Genomic DNA, 17,108 nt, shown 5'->3' on the forward strand with positions numbered 1-17,108 from the left:
CGTCGGCGGTCGTGTCGAACGCTGTCCACGAGAGGAATCAGGCGCGGATACCGGCGCGGAACTTCGGGACGCGCATGCTGACTTTCGTGCCCGCACCGGGCGCGGTTTCCACGACCAGGCCGTAGTCGTTGCCGAAGGCGGCGCGGAGACGGTCGTCGACGTTGGCGAGGCCCACGTGGGCTGCTTCGCCGGTGCGGGCAGGGCCGGAGCCGGTGTCGACGGCGTCGAGGGCGCCCGAGCGCAGGAGTTCGGGGTCCATGCCGATGCCGTCGTCTTCGACACTGATCAGGCAGTCGGTGCCCGCGTCGGTGGCGACGATGCTCAGTTGGCCGCCTCGGCCGCCGCCGGCGAGGCCGTGCCGGACCGCGTTCTCGACCAGTGGCTGCAAGGCGAGGAAGGGCAGCACGACACCGAGCACTTCCGGTGCGATGCGCAGACGCACGTCGAGGGCGTCGCCGAAGCGGGCCTGTTCCAGCGCCAGATATCGCTCGATATTGCGCAGTTCGTCGGCGAGCACGGTGAATTCGCCTGCGGCGCGGAAGGAATAGCGGGTGAAGTCGGCGAATTCGAGGATCAGCTCGCGAGCCCGATCCGGGTCGGTGCGGACGAACGAGGCGATCGTGTTGAGCGCGTTATAGATGAAGTGCGGGCTGATCTGGGCTCGCAGCGCCCGCAATTCGGCCCGGTCGACCCGAGCCCTGGACGCATCCAGCTCGGCGAGTTCCAACTGCCCACACGCGTAGCGCGCCACCTCCGCGGCCGCCCCGAGCATCCCCGGCCCCGGCTGACCGGTCGTCACCATGCCGAGCACACCCACCGCCGCCCCCGTGTCGATCGGCAACGGCTGCGCGATCAACGTGTGTTCGTCACCGGTCACCAACACCGGCCGCTCATCGGCCACGGCCCGCCGCGCCGCCTCGGCGAACGAGGCGAACATCCCGGTCTGCGGACCGTCCCAGGCCAGCAGCGTCCCCTCGACATCGGCCACACCCAGCGCCTCGGCACCGGCGAGCGCCCGCAGGTGTGGCGCGGCTTCGCTCGCGGACTCGGCGGTCAGCCCGCGCCGCAACGGCACGGCGGCCAGCGACGCGGTGTGCAGCGCTTGGTGGACGGCCCGCTGGGCGGGTGTGGTGACCACCCGCTGCGTGCGCCGCCACACCAGCAAGGCCGTGACCAGCAGGGCGACGGCCGCGGCGGCCACGATGAAGGGGGTCATCGAGTCGGCCGATTGGAGTGCACCGATCGATTATGTCGGTGTGGGCGCCGGAATCGGATCAGGTCGCCTTCTTCTCGAGATCGAGTGCCCGTCGGTGACGTTCACCACGACACGCCGCCCCTCGCCCAGGCGCGCTTCGTGGCGTGCCAGATGTGTCGGACCCCCGTGCATAGAATGCCAAGGCCAACCCCCGCCGACTCTATGGGAGGAAGGACCGTCTTGGCTCCGTCCGGATCGTTCGTTCACCTGCACAACCACACCGAGTACTCGATGCTCGATGGAGCGGCGAAGATCTCGCCGCTGTTCGCGGAGGCGGATCGGTTGGGCATGACCGCGGTCGGCATGACCGACCACGGCAACATGTACGGCGCCTCGGAGTTCTACAACTCGGCCAAGAAGGCGGGCATCAAGCCGATCATCGGCATCGAGGCCTACATCGCACCGGGCTCGCGCTTCGACACCAAGCGCGTGAAGTGGGGCGATCCGGGCCAGAAGGGCGATGACGTCTCCGGCTCGGGTGCCTACACGCACATGACGATGGTCGCCGAGAACGCGACCGGTCTGCGCAACCTGTTCAAGCTGTCCTCGCTCGCCTCCATCGAGGGTCAGCTGGGCAAGTGGGCGCGCATGGACGAGGAGATCATCGCCCAGCACGCCGAGGGCATCATCGCCACCACGGGCTGCCCGTCGGGTGAGGTGCAGACGCGCCTGCGTCTGGGCCACGATCGCGAAGCGCTCGAGGCCGCCGCGAAGTGGCAGGAGATCTTCGGCGCCGACAACTTCTTCCTCGAGGTGATGGACCACGGTCTGTCCATCGAGCGCCGGGTCCGCGAGGGCCTGATCGACATCAGCAAGCAGCTCGGTATTCCGCCGATCGCCACCAACGACTGCCACTACGTCACCAAGGACCAGTCGGTCAACCACGAAGCGCTGCTGTGCATTCAGACCGGCAAGACGCTGTCGGACCCGACCCGCTTCAAGTTCGACGGTGACGGCTACTACCTCAAGTCCGCTGCGGAGATGCGCGCCATCTGGGATGCCGAAGTCCCCGGCGCCTGCGACAACACTGAGCTCATCGGCGAGCGCGTCCAGCCCTACGACGACGTCTGGGCACATCGCGACCGGATGCCGATCTTCCCGGTGCCCGAGGGCCACACCCAGGCCACCTGGCTGCGCAAGGAAGTCTTCGACGGCCTCGATCGCCGCTTCCCCGACGGCCCGTCGCAGGAGTACATGGCGCGCGCCGACTTCGAACTCGGCGTCATCTGCGAAATGGGTTTCCCCGCCTACTTCCTCGTCGTCGGTGACCTGATCAAGCACGCGCTCGAAGTCGGCATCCGCGTCGGCCCCGGCCGTGGTTCGGCGGCGGGCTCGCTGGTCGCGTACGCGATGGGCATCACCAATATCGACCCCATCCCGCACGGCCTGCTCTTCGAGCGATTCCTCAACCCCGAGCGCGTGTCGATGCCCGATATCGATATCGACTTCGATGATCGCCGCCGCGGTGAGATGGTCCGCTACGCCACCGAGAAGTGGGGCAGCGACCGCGTCGCCCAGGTGATCACCTTCGGCACCATCAAGACCAAGGCCGCGATCAAGGACTCCGCGCGAGTCCTGTTCGGCCAGCCCGGTTTCGCCATCGCCGACCAGATCACCAAGGCGCTGCCGCCGCCGATCATGGCCAAGGACATCTCGGTCGCCGGCATCACCGATCCCGACCACGAGCGGTACAAGGAAGCCACCGAGGTTCGCGAACTCATCTCGAGCAACCCCGATGTCGCCAAGATCTACGAAACGGCGCGCGGCCTCGAAGGCCTGATCCGCAACGCGGGCGTGCACGCCTGCGCGGTCATCATGTCCTCGGAGCCGCTCACCGACGCGATCCCGGTGTGGAAGCGCGCCCAGGACGGCGCGATCATCACCGGCTGGGACTACCCGTCGTGCGAGGCCATCGGTCTGCTGAAGATGGACTTCCTGGGTCTGCGCAACCTCACCGTCATCGGTGATGCCCTGGAGAACATCAAGGCCAACCGCGGCATCGATCTGGACATGGACAACCTGCCGCTCGACGACCCGGCCACCTACGAACTGCTCGCCCGCGGCGACACCCTCGGCGTGTTCCAGCTCGACGGCAGCGCCATGCGCGACCTGCTGCGCCGCATGCAACCCACCGGCTTCGGCGATATCGTCGCCGTCCTCGCGCTGTACCGCCCCGGTCCGATGGGCATGAACGCCCACAACGACTACGCCGACCGCAAGAACAACCGGCAAGAAGTCAAACCGATCCACCCCGAACTCGAAGAGCCGCTGAAAGAGATCCTGGCCGACACCTTCGGCCTGATCGTCTATCAGGAACAGATCATGCAGATCGCGCAGAAGGTGGCCGGGTACTCGCTCGGCCAAGCCGATATCCTGCGCCGCGCCATGGGTAAGAAGAAGCTGTCCGTCCTGGAAGAGGCCTACGCCGGCTTCCGCGACGGCATGCTCGCCAACGACTTCTCCGAGCCCGCCATCAAGGCGCTGTGGGACACGATTCTCCCGTTCGCCGGGTACGCGTTCAACAAATCACACGCCGCGGGCTACGGCCTCGTCTCCTTCTGGACCGCCTACCTCAAGGCCAACTATCCGGCCGAGTACATGGCGGGTCTGCTCACCTCCGTCGGTGACGACAAGGACAAAGCCGCTATCTACCTGTCGGATTGCCGCAAGATGGGTATCACGGTGCTGCCGCCCGATGTCAACGAATCGGAGCTGAACTTCGCCTCCGTCGGCACCGATATCCGCTTCGGCCTCGGCGCGGTCCGCAACGTCGGTACCAACGTGGTCGGCTCGATCATCACCGCGCGCAAGGAGAAGTCGAAGTTCACCGACTTCTCCGACTATCTGAACAAGATCGACGCGATCGCCTGCTCCAAGAAGGTCACCGAATCCCTCATCAAGGCAGGCGGATTCGACTCACTCGGGCATCCGCGCAAGGGCCTGCTGCTGATCCACTCCGACGCGATCGACGCGGTGATGTCGACCAAGAAGGCCGAGGCGATCGGCCAGTTCGACCTGTTCGGCGGTCTCGACGACGGCGACGACTCGATGGCGTCGGTGTTCAATGTCAAAGTCCCCGAGGACGAATGGGAGACCAAGCACAAGCTCGCCCTCGAACGGGAGATGCTGGGCCTCTACGTGTCCGGCCACCCGCTCAACGGCGTCGAGCACGTGCTGGCCGCCCAGGTCGACACCCCCATCCCGGCGATCCTGGAAGGCGACGTCAAGGACGGCGCGCAGGTGACCATCGGCGGCATCCTCGCCTCGGTGAACCGCCGGATCAACAAGAACGGGTTGGCCTGGGCCTCGGCCCAATTGGAAGACCTCACCGGTGGCGTGGAGGTGCTGTTCTTCCCGCAGTCGTACTCGGTGTACGGCATGGATGTGGTCGAAGACGCCGTGGTGCTGGTGAAGGCCCGGGTCTCCGTGCGTGACGACCGCATCTCCCTGATCGCCAACGACCTCGTCGTCCCCGACCTCTCGGCCATCGGCGTGGCCAAGCCGGTGGCGGTGGTCATGACGACCCGGATGTGCACGCCCGACAAGCTCGGCGAGCTGAAGAAGGTTCTCACCCGGCACCAGGGCACCTCGGATGTCTTCATCCGCCATGTCGGCGCCCGGGAGAAGACCACCATGCTCAAACTCGACGACGCCTGGCGAGTGTCTCCGTCCTCCGCGCTGATGGGTGACCTGAAAGCGCTACTCGGCCCGGGCTGCCTGGGCTGAGCAAGCCGAAGACGTCGACACCACCCGTATTCGCCGCGGGTGGTGTCGACGTTTCCGGGTCTATGGGTGGGTGAACTCGGGCACCCACGGCTCGGAAGTAGCAGCGGCCGTGCGGGGTTCACGTTCCAGCCGATGGGACAACCCGACGGTGGCGAGCATGGCCAGCCCGAGCCCGGCGCCGATCCAGCCGACCGAGGTGAAGCCGAGTCCGGCACCGATGGCCAGCCCGCCCAGCCACGGGCCGACGGTGATCCCGACGTTGAACGCCGAGTAGTTGGTCGCCGCCGCCAGCGTCGGGGCGCCCTCGGCCAGCGCGAACACGCGGGTGTTCAAGGCCGGGTTCGTGGCGAAACCGAAAGCGCCGAGCAACAAGACGAGCACGATCGTCGGGGCGGGGGAGTGCGCGGTGACCGCGATCGCGGCCGCGACCACCGTCATCCCGGCCGCCCCTACGTACAACGTGCGGAACGGGTGCGCGTCGGCGAATCGACCGCCGATCGTGATGCCGATCAACCCGCCGACGCCGTACAGACCCAGCACGGCGGGGACCCACGCCACCGAGATGCCGGTGGTGTCGGCCAGCATCGCGCCGAGGTAGGCGAAGGTGACGAACGCCGAACCCGTCGACAGCGCGGTGGCGCCGTAGGACACCCACAGCCGGGGGTTCGCCATCACCCGCAATTCGCTGCGCAGCGCGGGGACCGTGGCGGGTCGACCGCCGGGAATCTTCGTGAACACACCGATCATCGTCAGAGCGGACAGCCCGGCGACCGCCCAGAAGGCCGCGCGCCAGCCCAGATGCTGGCCGATGACGGTGCCCGCGGGTACCCCGAATATCGTGGCGATGGTGAGTCCACCCGCGACGATGCTCATCGCCCGTCCGCGTAGCTGGGGGGCTACCAGACTCACCGCGGTCGCCGCCGCCAGCGCCCAGAATCCCGCGTAGACGAAGGCGCTCACCACGCGGGTCCCGAAGATCACCCAGTAGTCGCCGCTCAGTGCGCCCACGACATGGGCGGCGACGAAGATCGCGAGGAAGGCCAGCAGCGCGTCACGGCGTGGCCAGCGCAGCGTCACCACGGCCAGCAACGGCGCGCCGACCAGCATGCCGAGTGCGAAGGCCGAGATGAGCAGTCCCGCAAGGGGAATGGAGACACCCAGGTCGGCGGCCATTTCGGGGAGGAGACCGGCCAGCATCAGCTCGGAGGTGCCCTGGGCGAAGATGGACAGGCCCAGGATGTAGACAGCGGTCGGCATGACAACCTCTCGTACGTCGCAATGTTTTGGATCAATCAGTTCAAAATCAAGGCGTGGTGAAAGACGGTGTGGGCCGGTGGATCTCAGAGGCAGCGCATCGCGGTATCGGCGATCGCGGTGAGGGTGGCGCGATCGGCGCCGCCGCGTGCCGCGACGCGCATGCCGCTGATGGTGGCGGTCAGGAACTGGGCGACGGCGCGTGCATCCCGATCGGTGGCGAATTCGCCTGCGCGCTGGCCGCTTTCGACAGTCGCCGTGAGCGCGTCGAGACGGCGCTCGCCGTCGGCATCCAGGAGTTCGCGGGCGGCCGCATCGTGCGGGGCGAGTTCGACGATCGAGTTCACCACGAGGCAACCCGCCGGCTCGGTATCGGGCGCCTCGGCGGTCCGGCGCAGGATGTCGGCGATCCGTTCCCTGGCCGGTGCGTCGCTGTCGAGGGTGTCGAAGAGGGGGGCGTTCTTCGTGGTCATGTAGTGGCGCAGGGCGCGATCGAACAGATCGCGCTTGCTCGTGAAGGTGTTGTAGATGCTGCTGCGGCCCAAACCTGTCGCGGCGCAGAGGTCCTGGGTGGAGGTCGCCTCGTAACCGGCGGACCAGAACGCCCGCATGGCGGCGTCCACGGCGCGGTGCTCGTCGAATTCCTTGGGTCTGGCCATGTCGACGACCGTAGCACGTTTTGAACAGGTCAGTCCAAAACCGGGCTGTGCGAGGACACAGCCCATCGGTGCGTCCCCTGTGGTGGGTCGTGATGGCCGCCCCGCGAACTACGAGCTAGCGTCGAGAGACGTGACGTCCGTGCCGCTGCTCGACTCGCCACCGCACTCCCGTGACCCGTCGCGGCCGGTGCCGTGGCGGATGGCCGGGCCGAGGGTGCTGCTCGTCGCGGCGGTGCTGATCGTGGCGCAGCTGGTACTGCGCGGTTGGGTGGCCGCGTCGGGATTCTTCTACTGGGACGATTTCCTGCTGATCGGCCGGGTGAGCAGTCAGCCGGTGCTCTCGACGGAATTGCTGTTCACCAGTCACGACGGGCACGTGATGCCGCTGGCGTTCGTGCTGACCTGGCTGATCACCGAGGCGGCGCCGCTGAATTGGGCAGTCGCCGTCGTGGTGCTGACCGGGTTGCAACTGCTCGCTTCGCTGGCGGTGCTGCGACTGCTGATCGTGCTGCTCGGGGTTCGCACCCGCATGCTCGGACCTCTGGCGTTCTCCCTGTTCGTCCCGTTGACGGTGCCCGCGTTCGCCTGGTGGTCGGCGGCGGTGAACGCGCTGCCGTTGCAGATCGCGCTGGCGTGGGTGAGCGCGGACGCGGTGCGATTGGTGCGAACCGGGCAGCGCAGGTACGCGGTGTCGGGGGCTGTGGTGTTCGCGGTGGCGTTGCTGTTCTTCGAGAAATCGGTGGTCGTGCTGCCGGTGGCTTTCGCGGTGGCGTTGCTGGCCGCCTACGTGACGGGGGGATCCGTGCGGGCGGCCGCTCGGCGTGGGGGCGTGCTGTGGACGGCGGCCGGTGCGGTGTTGCTGACGTGGTCGGCGTGTTTTCTGCTCGTCATCCAACGTCCGAGGGGACTCTCGGCTCCCGAACATCCCGCGACCCTGTGGAGCCGCGCGCTGTCGGATGGACTGGTGCCCGCGCTGTTCGGCGGCCCATGGCGCTGGGAACGTTGGCAACCCGCCACCCCGTGGGCGGATTCGCCGAACTTGCTGGTCGCGCTGAGCTGGCTGTCGCTGATCCTGTTCGCGGCGTGGACGATTCGCACCCGCTGCCGAGTGATCGCGATCTGGGTGTGCGCCGCCGGGTACGCGGTCCTGACCATCGCGCCCGTCGTCGTCCTGCGTGACGGCCCGAGTACCGCAGGTCTGCTTCTCCAGTCGGTGCGCTATTTCGCCGACTTCGCCGTTGTCGCCACGGTCGCCCTCGCGCTGATCGCGCTGGCACCCCGTCGGCACCGGTCGGGTTCGGCGGTTGGATCGAACAAGGACGGTCGAGCACAGCGGATGGTCGGCTTCTCGGCCCTCGTCGTGTTCCTCGCGGGCAGCGTGTACTCGACGATCACCTTCACCAGGTCCTGGGAACCGAGCCCGGCCCGCACCTACGTCAGCGGCGTGCGAGCCGCGCTCCCCGGCGCCGCCGACGCGCCACTGCTGCCACAAGAGGTTCCGTGGAATGTCCTGAACCCGTTGGCCTTCCCCGAGAACATGACCGACCGCGTCTTCGCCCCGATCGCGACCCCCACCACCTTCGCCCTCTCGACCCCGCGTCTGCGGATGATCACCGACGAGGGCGCCGTCGTCGACGCGCAGGTCTGGTGGAACCGCGCCATCGTCGAGGGACCCGAACCGCGCTGTGGGTACCGCGTGCACGGCAGCACCGGCGCCAACCTCCGCCTCGACGGGCCCATGCAGATCCGCGACTGGACCGCCCAGGTGAACTACAACGCCGAACGGGACGGGCGGATCGCCCTGTCCTTCGAGGGCGAGACCGAGACGATCGCCGACGTGCGCGCGGGCTTGAACACCGTGTACGTCCGGCTGCTCGGAGGTGGCGACACCCTGCGGATCAGATCCCTCGACGAGCGGCAGTCGCTGTGCGTCGGCGCGGGACCGGTCGGGGTCGCCGCGCACGCGCGGTGAATCGTTGATCGAGCACACCGGCGCGGGGCATGCGATGCTGGGCCGATGAGGCAGTTTCGGGTGTGGGCGCCGGAGGCGGGAGCGGTGCGGCTGCAACTGGACGGGGTCGAGCACCCGATGCGAAGAAACGGTGGCGGCAATTGGTCGGTTCGCGTCGACGCAGGTCAGGGTGCCCGTTACGGCTTCTTGATCGACGACGACCCGACGGTGTTGCCCGACCCGCGCTCGGCTCGCCAACCCGACGGCGTGCACGAATCCTCCGCAGTCCACGATCTCGACCAGACGGCCTGGACCGACCGGAACTGGACCGGCAGACCCTTGGCCGGCTCGGTGTTCTACGAACTCCACATCGGCACCTTCACCCCTGCGGGAACCTTCGACGCGGCGATCGAGCACCTCGACCATCTCGTGACACTGGGCGTCACCACCGTCGAACTCATGCCGGTGAACGCCTTCGACGGCACCCACAACTGGGGCTACGACGGCGTCGGGTGGTACGCGGTACAGGAAAGCTACGGCGGCCCCGACGGCCTGCAACGCTTCGTCGACGCCTGCCACGCCCGTGGCCTCGCGGTCTGCCTCGACGTGGTCTACAACCACCTCGGCCCGTGCGGCAACTACCTGCCGCGCTTCGGCCCCTACCTCAGCGCGGGCCGCAACACCTGGGGTCAGAGCCTCAACCTCGACGGTCCCGGCTCCGACGCGGTCCGCGCCTACATCATCGACAACGCCCTGCGCTGGCTGCGCGAATTCCACCTCGACGCGTTGCGCATCGATGCCGTCCACGCGCTGGTCGACCGCACCGCCACCCACCTGCTCGACGAGCTCGCCGTCGAAACCACCGCGCTGGCAGCACATCTGGGCCGACCGCTCAGCTTGATCGCGGAGAGCGACCTCAACGATCCCCGCCTGATCACCCCGCGCGCGGCAGGCGGCTACGGGCTCACCGGCCAGTGGAACGACGACCTGCACCACGCCGTGCACACCGCCGTCTCCGGCGAAAGGCAGGGCTACTACGCCGATTTCGGCTCACTGGCCTGCCTCATGCAGACACTCACCCACGGCTTCTTCCACGCCGGGACATATTCCAGCTTCCGCGGCCGCACCCACGGCGCACCGCTGCGTCGCGACCTCATCCCCGGCAGCGCACTGTTCGGCTACACCTGCAATCACGATCAGATCGGTAATCGCGCGATCGGTGATCGCCCCAGCGCCTACCTCACCCCCGGTCAACTCGCGGTGAAGGCGGCGCTGGTGCTGCTCTCGGCGAGTACGCCGATGCTGTTCATGGGGGAGGAGTGGGGCGCGCGCACCCCGTTCCAGTTCTTCACCTCCCACACCGACCCGGTCGTCGCCGCGGCCACCGCCACCGGGCGCCGCGCCGAATTCGCCGAGCACGGCTGGTCCAGCGACGAGGTGCCCGACCCGCAGGACCCGGCCACGTTCGCCCGCTCCAAGCTCGACTGGACCGAGGTCGGTCGCGAACCGCATGCCCGGTTGCTCGCCTGCTACCGCGGCCTGCTCGCCCTGCGCAAGTCGCGGCCCGAGTTCGCCGATCCATGGCTGGAACGGGTGTGGGCCGACTATGACGAAGCACAGCGTTGGTTCATCCTGCGTCGTGGCCGAATCTCGGTGGTGTGCAACCTCGCCGAGGACGAAGTGGTGATCCCGGTGCACGGTCGAGTGCTGCTGGCCTGGTCACCTGCCACCGAAAGCGGTGCGGGAACACTGATTTCGGGTCACAGTTTCGCCGTGCTCGAGGAAGGTGACGGCGCGGGCACGGTGGTCACCGAGTGATGACGCCGGGCTACGGGTCGGCCACAGTCCGAAACGCGGCGTTGCCGAATGGGCATAACGCCGTATAGTCGGATGATGAGCAACGACGCTTACGGGCAGGAAAGCACTGCCCTACCGGCCGGTGTCGGGGGTTATGCCCCGGCCGGATTCGGTCCCCTGGTGCGCGCTTTCGCCACCTTGATCGGCCATCGCCGCGACGCAGGCGGGGCACTCGCCATCTATCGGCACGGTGAACCACTCGCCCATTTCTGGACCGGTAGTGCGGGTGACCGGCCGTGGACCGCCGATACCGGCGCGATCGTGTTCTCCGCGACCAAAGGCGTCACCGCCACCGTCATCCACCGGCTCGCCGATCGCGGACTGATCGACTACCAGGCGCCGGTCGCCGAATACTGGCCGCGTTTCGCCGCGCACGGCAAGGGCGCGATCACCGTCGCCGACGTGCTCACCCACCGCTCCGGACTGTCGTCGCTGTCCACGGTCGCCACCACCGCCGCGGAAGCCCTCGATCACGAGTTGATGGAGGACCGCCTGGCGCTGGCCACCCCGGATCGGATGCTCGGCACCCCCACCTATCACGCCCTGACCTACGGCTGGCTGCTCGCGGGCCTGGCCAGGGGCGTGACCGGCCGGAGCATGAGCGAGCTGATCCGCACCGAGGTCACCGATCCGCTCGGTATCGACGGCATCCACCTCGGTCGTCCCGCCGCGGACTCGTCGACCGAATACGCCCGGCTGGCCGGCGCGCACATGAGCTTCGCCGCGCACCCGATCGCCGCCGGTTTCCTCGCGAATGTCGGATTCCGGCTGCCCGGACCGCTCGGTGCGGCCGCCCGCTGCCTGTTCGTGCCCGGCCTCGACGGCATTCTCGACGGTGACGACCCCACGATCCTGAACACCGAGATGCCCGCGGGCAACGGTGTCGCGACGGCCGCCGGACTGGCGAAGATGTATGCCGCGCTGGCCGACGGCGTCACCATCGACGGCACGCCGTATCTGCAGCAGAGCACGCACGCCGCGATCCGCCGGGTCCAGAGTTACCGGCTCGACCACGCGCTGTTCTACCTGCCGATGATGTGGCACCTGGGCTACCACTCGTTGCCCGTCCCCGGCGCGCGGCACGGCTTCGGTCATATCGGGCTCGGCGGTTCGTTCGGCTGGGTCGACCCGCAGTCGGGTCTCTCGGTGGCCTACGTCCACAACCGTCTCGACCAGGTACTGCTGCCCTACGACCAGCTCGCCATGGGCTGGCTGCTGCCGCTGGTCGTGTCGAGCGTGCGCGCGAGTCGCACGTCCGGACACCGCGAAGACCGCGCGGCGGCGTGACCGCCGCGCGGCGGACCTACGTCAGGTAGCGATACGCGGGGGAGCCCGGTTCCAGGCGTTCGGCCTGGATCGGGGACTCCTCGATGCGGTGCATCAGCGACGCCAGGTTGTCGGTGGCGCCGAGCTCGATGCCGACCAGCGCGGCCCCGGTATCCCGGTTGTTGCGCTTGACGTACTCGAACATGGTGATGTCGTCGTCGGGGCCGAGGACATCGTCGAGAAAGCGGCGCAGCGCACCGGGTTCCTGCGGGAAGTCGACCAGGAAGTAGTGCTTGAGACCGCGGTGCACCAGTGAGCGCTCGATGATCTCGCCGTAGCGCGACACATCGTTGTTGCCGCCCGAGACCAGCACCACGACCGTGCTGTCGGGCGCGATGTCGATCTCGGCCAAGGCCGCGGTGGCCAGCGCGCCCGCGGGCTCGGCGATGATGCCTTCGCTCTGGTAGAGGTCGAGCATCGCGGTGCAGATAGCGCCCTCGTCGACCAGCATCACCCGGAAAGCCGCTGTTCCGGTGGAGGATCCGGGTGTGGTGAGCAGGGGCAGCGAGGCATGCGAGACCATCCGGCCGCCGAACGACGCGGCCGCCCGGTAGGGCAGTTCGCCAATGCGGCGCACGGCGGCGCCGTCGACGAACGGGTCGATCTCGGGCAGCGTCACCGGTGCGCCGGCGACCAGCGCGGCGGTCAGCGAGGCCGCGCCCGCGGGTTCGACGGCGAGCAGACCGGTGTGCGGTGCGCGTTCGCGCAGGTAGGTACCGATACCGGCGAGACAGCCGCCGCCGCCGACCGGGACGATCACCAGGTCGGGGGCCGTGCCGAGCTGCTCGAGGAACTCCGCGGCGATGGTGCCCTGACCCGCGGCGGTGCGCGCGTCGTCGAACGGCGGCACCATCGTGGCGCCGGTCCGGGCCACATCGTCGGCGGCGGCCGCGGCCGCGGCGTCATAGGTCTCGCCGACAGCGATCAGCTCGACGAACTCGCCGCCGTGCACGCGGATGCGGTCGCGCTTCTGCTTGGGGGTGGTGGTCGGCACGTAGATGCGCCCGCGCACACCCATCGCCCGGCAGGCGAACGCCACGCCCTGCGCGTGATTGCCCGCGCTGGCGGTCACCACACCGGCCGCGCGCTCGGCGGCGGTGAGCTGCACCATCAGGTTGTAGGCGCCGCGCAGCTTGTAGGAGCGAACCGCGGTGAGGTCTTCGCGCTTGAGGTACACCTGCGCACCGGTGCTCGCCGACAGCCGCGCGCTGTACTGCAGCGGTGTCGGCTCGATGATGTCGGAAATTCGCTTGGCGGCGGCGTCGATCTCGTCCGCGGTGAGCGGCGGACGGATTACGGACACTTCGGCGACGTCAGCGATGGGGGACACCCGGACAATGCTACCGAGGTGGCTCGCGCGCTCGGCGAGCGGAACCACCCGCCGTGGCGACCACGGCGGATGGGCTCGGACCTGCGGTTCAGCGCGGAGTGAGGACGAAGACCGGGATCACGCGATCGGTCTTCTTCGTGTACTCGTCGTAGTCGGGCCACACGGCGACCGCGCGCTCCCACCACTGCGCTCGCTCGTCGCCGACGACCTCGCGCGCGGTGTAGTCCTTGGTAGTGGTGCCGTCGCGCAGCTCGACGTGCGGATCGGCCTTGATGTTGTAGTACCAGACGGGATTCTTCGGCGCCCCGCCCAGCGACGCGACGACGGCGTACTCGCCGTCGTGCTCGACCCGCATCAGCGGCGTCTTGCGCAGCTTGCCGGTCTTGGCGCCCTTGGTGGTGAGCAGGATGACGGGCTTGCCCTGCAACGAGGTGCCCTCGGCGCCGCCGGAGTTCTCGTAGGTCTCGGCCTGTTCGCGTGCCCAGTCCGAAGTGCTCGGTGCGTACTCTCCTGTGAGTGGCATGACCTGCACAACGAATCATCGCCATGTGATGTTCCCGATAGAGCCACTCGAATAAGTTCGGTGGACCGAACTTCGATGTGCGCCTATCCTGGTCTGCATGGCAGTGCTCACCTCATCGGCAGCATCCGCGACCGTCGACATCGCGGGTAGCGCTTGGCCGGTCTACAAGCTCGAGGCGCTCGCCGCCGCGCTCGTGGTCGGTGCGCTGCTGCTGCTGATCATCGGGTCGCCGCAGGTCGCGGTGCTGGCCGCCGCCGCGGTCGCCGCCGTCCGCTGGACCGTCGGCGCCACCCGCACCGCGTCGCGCAACTGATTCGGGGCACCGGGCCGGGTTCGTTCTCCCCGGTGGCGGATCATTCCGTCAGATCGAGCGCGCTCAACTCACCGCGCGACAGCACGCCCAGCTTCGGATACGCCTTGTACAGGTGGTGGCCGACGGTGCGGTGGCTCAGGAACAGCCGTGCCGCGATCTCCCGATTCGACAATCCCTGCGCCGCCAGCCGCACGATCTGTGATTCCTGCGGGGTGAGCAGGCTCAGCGGGCCGCCGCTGGCACGCGTACCGGTTCCGACACCGAGCGCGCCCAGTTCGGTGCGTGCGCGTTGGCTCCACGGTGCCGCGTCGAGCCGATCGAACAGCTCTGTCGCCTGTTCCAGCTGGGCCCGCGCGTCGACCTTGCGCTTGTCGCGGCGCAGCCACTCGCCGTAGAGCAGCCGAGTGCGGGCTTCGTCGAACGGCCGGTTGTCGGCGAGCGCGGCCACGAAGTGCTGCTCGGCCGCCGCGCCGTCGGCCAGCAACGCGCGTCCACGAGCCGCCAGCGCCGCGATCCACTCCTGCTCGGCCCGCTGCGACCAGGCGGTGAGCCGATCCAGCGCCTCGGTCGCGCGGTCGGTCGCGCCGAGCCGAACCGCCACCTCGATCTGATCCGCGAGCGTGCGCAGCCCGATGACGTGGTGGCGCGCCGGTTCGATCGTCATATGCGTGAGCTCGGTTCGTGCCTGCTCCAGCCTGCCTTCGCCGAGTGCCAGCAGCGCCGCGGCCGCGTGCGCCCACGACGCACCGACCGCGCCCGGCCCGCCGAATTCCTCGGCCACCGCACGATCGGCGTGGTCGCGACACGAGGCCGAATCACCCTGTAGCGCGGCGAGATACGCCAGAAAGGCGTGGAGCTGACTCACCCATTGCGCCTGTCCGATGTCCTGTGCGATCCGCAACCCCTCCTCGGCCGCGATCCGGCTCTCCCTCGGTCGCCCACCGAACAGCAACCCCTCGGATCGGAAGAACAACAGCGGCGCCAGCAACCCGATCCGCCCCTGCTCCCTGCATTCCCTGATCAACTCGCCGGCCAGCTCTTCGACCTGCTCGTCCTGCCCGACGACCAAACCGCTGCCACACAGCTGCACGAGGTCGGCCGGATTGTCCGTCCCGCCTGCGCGGGCGGCGGCCGCCGCGTCCCGCAGGTCGGCGCCGCGGTGTCCGGCCACCGACCCGGTCAGATACCGCGCGATCGGTGTCGCGGGATCGTCCTCCACCAGCCGCAGCGTCGCCAGGACGGCGGCGACCTCGTCGAGCTCATCGGGTCCGAGATACCACGCGGTGTGCACGGCCTTGGTCAGGATCCGAGCCGCGCCACGGGGATCGGATTCGCGCATCGCGACGGCCGCTGACATCAACCGCCGATGCGCGGAACCCGGTTTGCCGCCCGCGAATTCGGCCTGCGCCCGTACCAGGTCCAGCCGCAGCTCGAACGCGGCTCCGCCGTCCTCGGCCGCGGTGGCCTGTTCGCCGCGCCCGCCGACTACCCCTGCAGAGCTGACAGGCTCTCGTTCGCCGGGCCGCGCCGCCTGCTCCGTCGGGCCGCCGGTTGCTCGGCCGCCGGGGGCAACCTCGCCCGCCGGCTTCCGGACGTCGCTCGACAGGGACGCGGCTCGCTCGGCCAGTCGCTCTGCGCGATCGGTCAGGCCTGCCTCCGTCGCGGACTCGGCGGCGAGGACGAGTCTGCGCACGCGGGCGCTCGTGTCGATGCTCAGCGCGGCCGCGCGATCGTATGCGGTCACGGCGGCATGGAGGCCGTGGCGGCGCCGGGCCCGGTCGGCTGTGTGCTCGAGTGCGGTGGCGGTGTTCTCGTCGGGAACTGTTGCGGCACTGGCGAGATGCCATGCCCGCAGGTCCGCGGTGTCGGCGCCGCTCAGTGCGTCGGCCAGAGCGCGGTGGGCGGCCAGTCGGTCGGTGAGCGCGGCGCCTTGGTACACCGCCGACCGCATCAGTGGGTGGTGCCAGGTCAGCATCTGACCGTCGGTGCCGATCATGCCGGCGTCCTGGGCGGGTTGCAGATCCCGCAGTGACGCACCGAGACCGGCCGCGGCACGCAAGATCGGTGCCAGGTCCGCGGCGCCGGCCGCCGCCGCGACCAGAAGCACGGTCCGCGTCGCCGCGGGCAATCGGGTGACGCGGCCGTGGAAGGCCAGCTGTAACCGCTGCGTCAACGGCAACGGATTCGCGTCATTGATACCGCCGTCGCCGACTACCGCCGGAAGTTCCAGCAGCGCAAGGGGATTACCGCCAGACTCGGTGAGCAATCGATACCGAACGGCCGGACTCAGCGGGGTTGTACCGGCATCGAGCAGTGCCGCCGACGCATCGGGACGCAGACCGGATAGGGCGAGTTCTGTCAGCCCGGGCGCGGGAAAGTCCTGCGGTCCCGAGCGCGTCGCGAACAGCATCACCACCCCTTCGGCCTCGAGCCTGCGCGCCGCGAACAGCAGTGCCTCCGCGCTGGCCCGGTCCAGCCAATGCGCGTCGTCGATCAGGCACAGCAGCGGCCCGTTGGCTGCTTCCTCCGCGAGCAGGGTCAGTACCGCCAGCCCGATCAGCATCCGATCGGCGGGCGCGCCCTCGCCCAGCCCGAACGCCGCCTCGAGTGCGTCACGCTGCCGCGACGGCAGTTGGCGCACCAGCTCCATGCCTGGCCGGACCAGCAGATGCAGTGCCGCGAAGGGCAATTCGGCCTCGGACTCGATGCCCGCGCTACGCACTGTCGGAACACCTTGCGCTGCCGCGTAATCCAGCAGCGCGGTCTTCCCGATCCCGGCCTCGCCGCGCACCACCAGGGCCCCGCTTCGCCCCGCGCGTGCCCCGCTGAGCAGGTCATCGATCCTGGCCTGTTCGGCATCGCGTCCGTGCAGCATGGGCTCCACCGTATCGCCGTACCGGTACCGCGGGCAGTC

The 17,108-nt window shown here is 68.8% G+C and carries 11 protein-coding genes; 5 read left to right on the forward strand and 6 right to left on the reverse strand.

Annotated features, from left to right (window positions below; genetic code table 11):
* Positions 1–37 precede the first annotated feature (37 nt).
* Entirely contained in the window at positions 38–1,216 is a 1,179-nt protein-coding gene (locus ACFVJ5_RS34365; RefSeq protein ID WP_379226695.1) for a sensor histidine kinase, read from the reverse strand.
* A gap of 201 nt (positions 1,217–1,417) precedes the next feature.
* Here ACFVJ5_RS34365 and dnaE point away from each other — a divergent pair, with 201 nt between their 5' ends.
* Positions 1,418–4,981 (forward strand): DNA polymerase III subunit alpha, encoded by a 3,564-nt coding sequence (gene dnaE, locus ACFVJ5_RS34370; RefSeq protein ID WP_379226697.1) that lies wholly within the window; start codon positions 1,418–1,420, stop codon positions 4,979–4,981.
* A 60-nt stretch (positions 4,982–5,041) separates the two neighbouring features.
* Here dnaE and ACFVJ5_RS34375 read toward each other — a convergent pair whose 3' ends face one another.
* Together ACFVJ5_RS34375 and ACFVJ5_RS34380 are read right to left on the reverse strand one after the other, a co-directional pair.
* Entirely contained in the window at positions 5,042–6,238 is a 1,197-nt protein-coding gene (locus ACFVJ5_RS34375; protein WP_379226699.1) for a Cmx/CmrA family chloramphenicol efflux MFS transporter, read from the reverse strand.
* Positions 6,239–6,321: 83 nt separating this feature from the next.
* Entirely contained in the window at positions 6,322–6,894 is a 573-nt protein-coding gene (locus ACFVJ5_RS34380; RefSeq protein WP_379226701.1) for a TetR/AcrR family transcriptional regulator, read from the reverse strand.
* 130 nt (positions 6,895–7,024) lie between these two features.
* Here ACFVJ5_RS34380 and ACFVJ5_RS34385 point away from each other — a divergent pair, with 130 nt between their 5' ends.
* From ACFVJ5_RS34385 to ACFVJ5_RS34395, 3 genes are all read left to right on the forward strand, one after another.
* Entirely contained in the window at positions 7,025–8,866 is a 1,842-nt protein-coding gene (locus ACFVJ5_RS34385) for a hypothetical protein (RefSeq protein WP_379226703.1), read from the forward strand.
* 45 nt (positions 8,867–8,911) lie between these two features.
* On the forward strand, positions 8,912–10,663 hold the full coding sequence (gene treZ / locus ACFVJ5_RS34390) for a malto-oligosyltrehalose trehalohydrolase (RefSeq protein ID WP_379226705.1): 1,752 nt from the start codon (positions 8,912–8,914) through the stop codon (positions 10,661–10,663).
* Between the two features lie 75 nt (positions 10,664–10,738).
* Positions 10,739–11,989, forward strand: coding sequence for a serine hydrolase domain-containing protein (locus ACFVJ5_RS34395; protein WP_379226707.1), 1,251 nt, complete (start codon positions 10,739–10,741; stop codon positions 11,987–11,989).
* 16 nt (positions 11,990–12,005) lie between these two features.
* Here the strand turns inward: ACFVJ5_RS34395 and ilvA are convergent, their stop codons facing one another.
* Together ilvA and ACFVJ5_RS34405 are read right to left on the reverse strand one after the other, a co-directional pair.
* Entirely contained in the window at positions 12,006–13,358 is a 1,353-nt protein-coding gene (ilvA, locus tag ACFVJ5_RS34400) for a threonine ammonia-lyase IlvA (RefSeq protein WP_379226709.1), read from the reverse strand.
* A gap of 88 nt (positions 13,359–13,446) precedes the next feature.
* Positions 13,447–13,881 (reverse strand): nitroreductase family deazaflavin-dependent oxidoreductase, encoded by a 435-nt coding sequence (locus tag ACFVJ5_RS34405; RefSeq protein WP_379226711.1) that lies wholly within the window; start codon positions 13,879–13,881, stop codon positions 13,447–13,449.
* Between the two features lie 97 nt (positions 13,882–13,978).
* Between ACFVJ5_RS34405 and ACFVJ5_RS34410 the strand changes: the two genes are divergently transcribed.
* Positions 13,979–14,194: a hypothetical protein gene (locus ACFVJ5_RS34410; RefSeq protein WP_379226713.1), complete on the forward strand. Its 216-nt coding sequence runs from the start codon at positions 13,979–13,981 to the stop codon at positions 14,192–14,194.
* Positions 14,195–14,234: 40 nt separating this feature from the next.
* Here the strand turns inward: ACFVJ5_RS34410 and ACFVJ5_RS34415 are convergent, their stop codons facing one another.
* Positions 14,235–17,069 (reverse strand): AAA family ATPase, encoded by a 2,835-nt coding sequence (locus tag ACFVJ5_RS34415; RefSeq protein ID WP_379226715.1) that lies wholly within the window; start codon positions 17,067–17,069, stop codon positions 14,235–14,237.
* Between the last annotated feature and the right edge of the window lie 39 nt (positions 17,070–17,108).

Origin of the sequence: Nocardia sp. NPDC127606, assembly GCF_042671725.1 — a bacterium.
Classification (GTDB): domain Bacteria; phylum Actinomycetota; class Actinomycetes; order Mycobacteriales; family Mycobacteriaceae; genus Nocardia.

Bases quoted from the DNA above. Each gene is read 5' to 3' on its own strand.
- treZ (WP_379226705.1), top strand. From the start codon at position 8,912: ATGAGGCAGTTTCGGGTGTGGGCGCCGGAGGCGGGAGCGGTGCGGCTG.
- ACFVJ5_RS34375 (WP_379226699.1), bottom strand. From the start codon at position 6,238: ATGCCGACCGCTGTCTACATCCTGGGCCTGTCCATCTTCGCCCAGGGC.
- ACFVJ5_RS34380 (WP_379226701.1), bottom strand. From the start codon at position 6,894: ATGGCCAGACCCAAGGAATTCGACGAGCACCGCGCCGTGGACGCCGCC.
- dnaE (WP_379226697.1), top strand. From the start codon at position 1,418: ATGGGAGGAAGGACCGTCTTGGCTCCGTCCGGATCGTTCGTTCACCTG.
- ACFVJ5_RS34415 (WP_379226715.1), bottom strand. From the start codon at position 17,069: ATGCTGCACGGACGCGATGCCGAACAGGCCAGGATCGATGACCTGCTC.
- ACFVJ5_RS34405 (WP_379226711.1), bottom strand. From the start codon at position 13,881: ATGCCACTCACAGGAGAGTACGCACCGAGCACTTCGGACTGGGCACGC.
- ACFVJ5_RS34395 (WP_379226707.1), top strand. From the start codon at position 10,739: ATGAGCAACGACGCTTACGGGCAGGAAAGCACTGCCCTACCGGCCGGT.
- ACFVJ5_RS34365 (WP_379226695.1), bottom strand. From the start codon at position 1,216: ATGACCCCCTTCATCGTGGCCGCCGCGGCCGTCGCCCTGCTGGTCACG.
- ACFVJ5_RS34410 (WP_379226713.1), top strand. From the start codon at position 13,979: ATGGCAGTGCTCACCTCATCGGCAGCATCCGCGACCGTCGACATCGCG.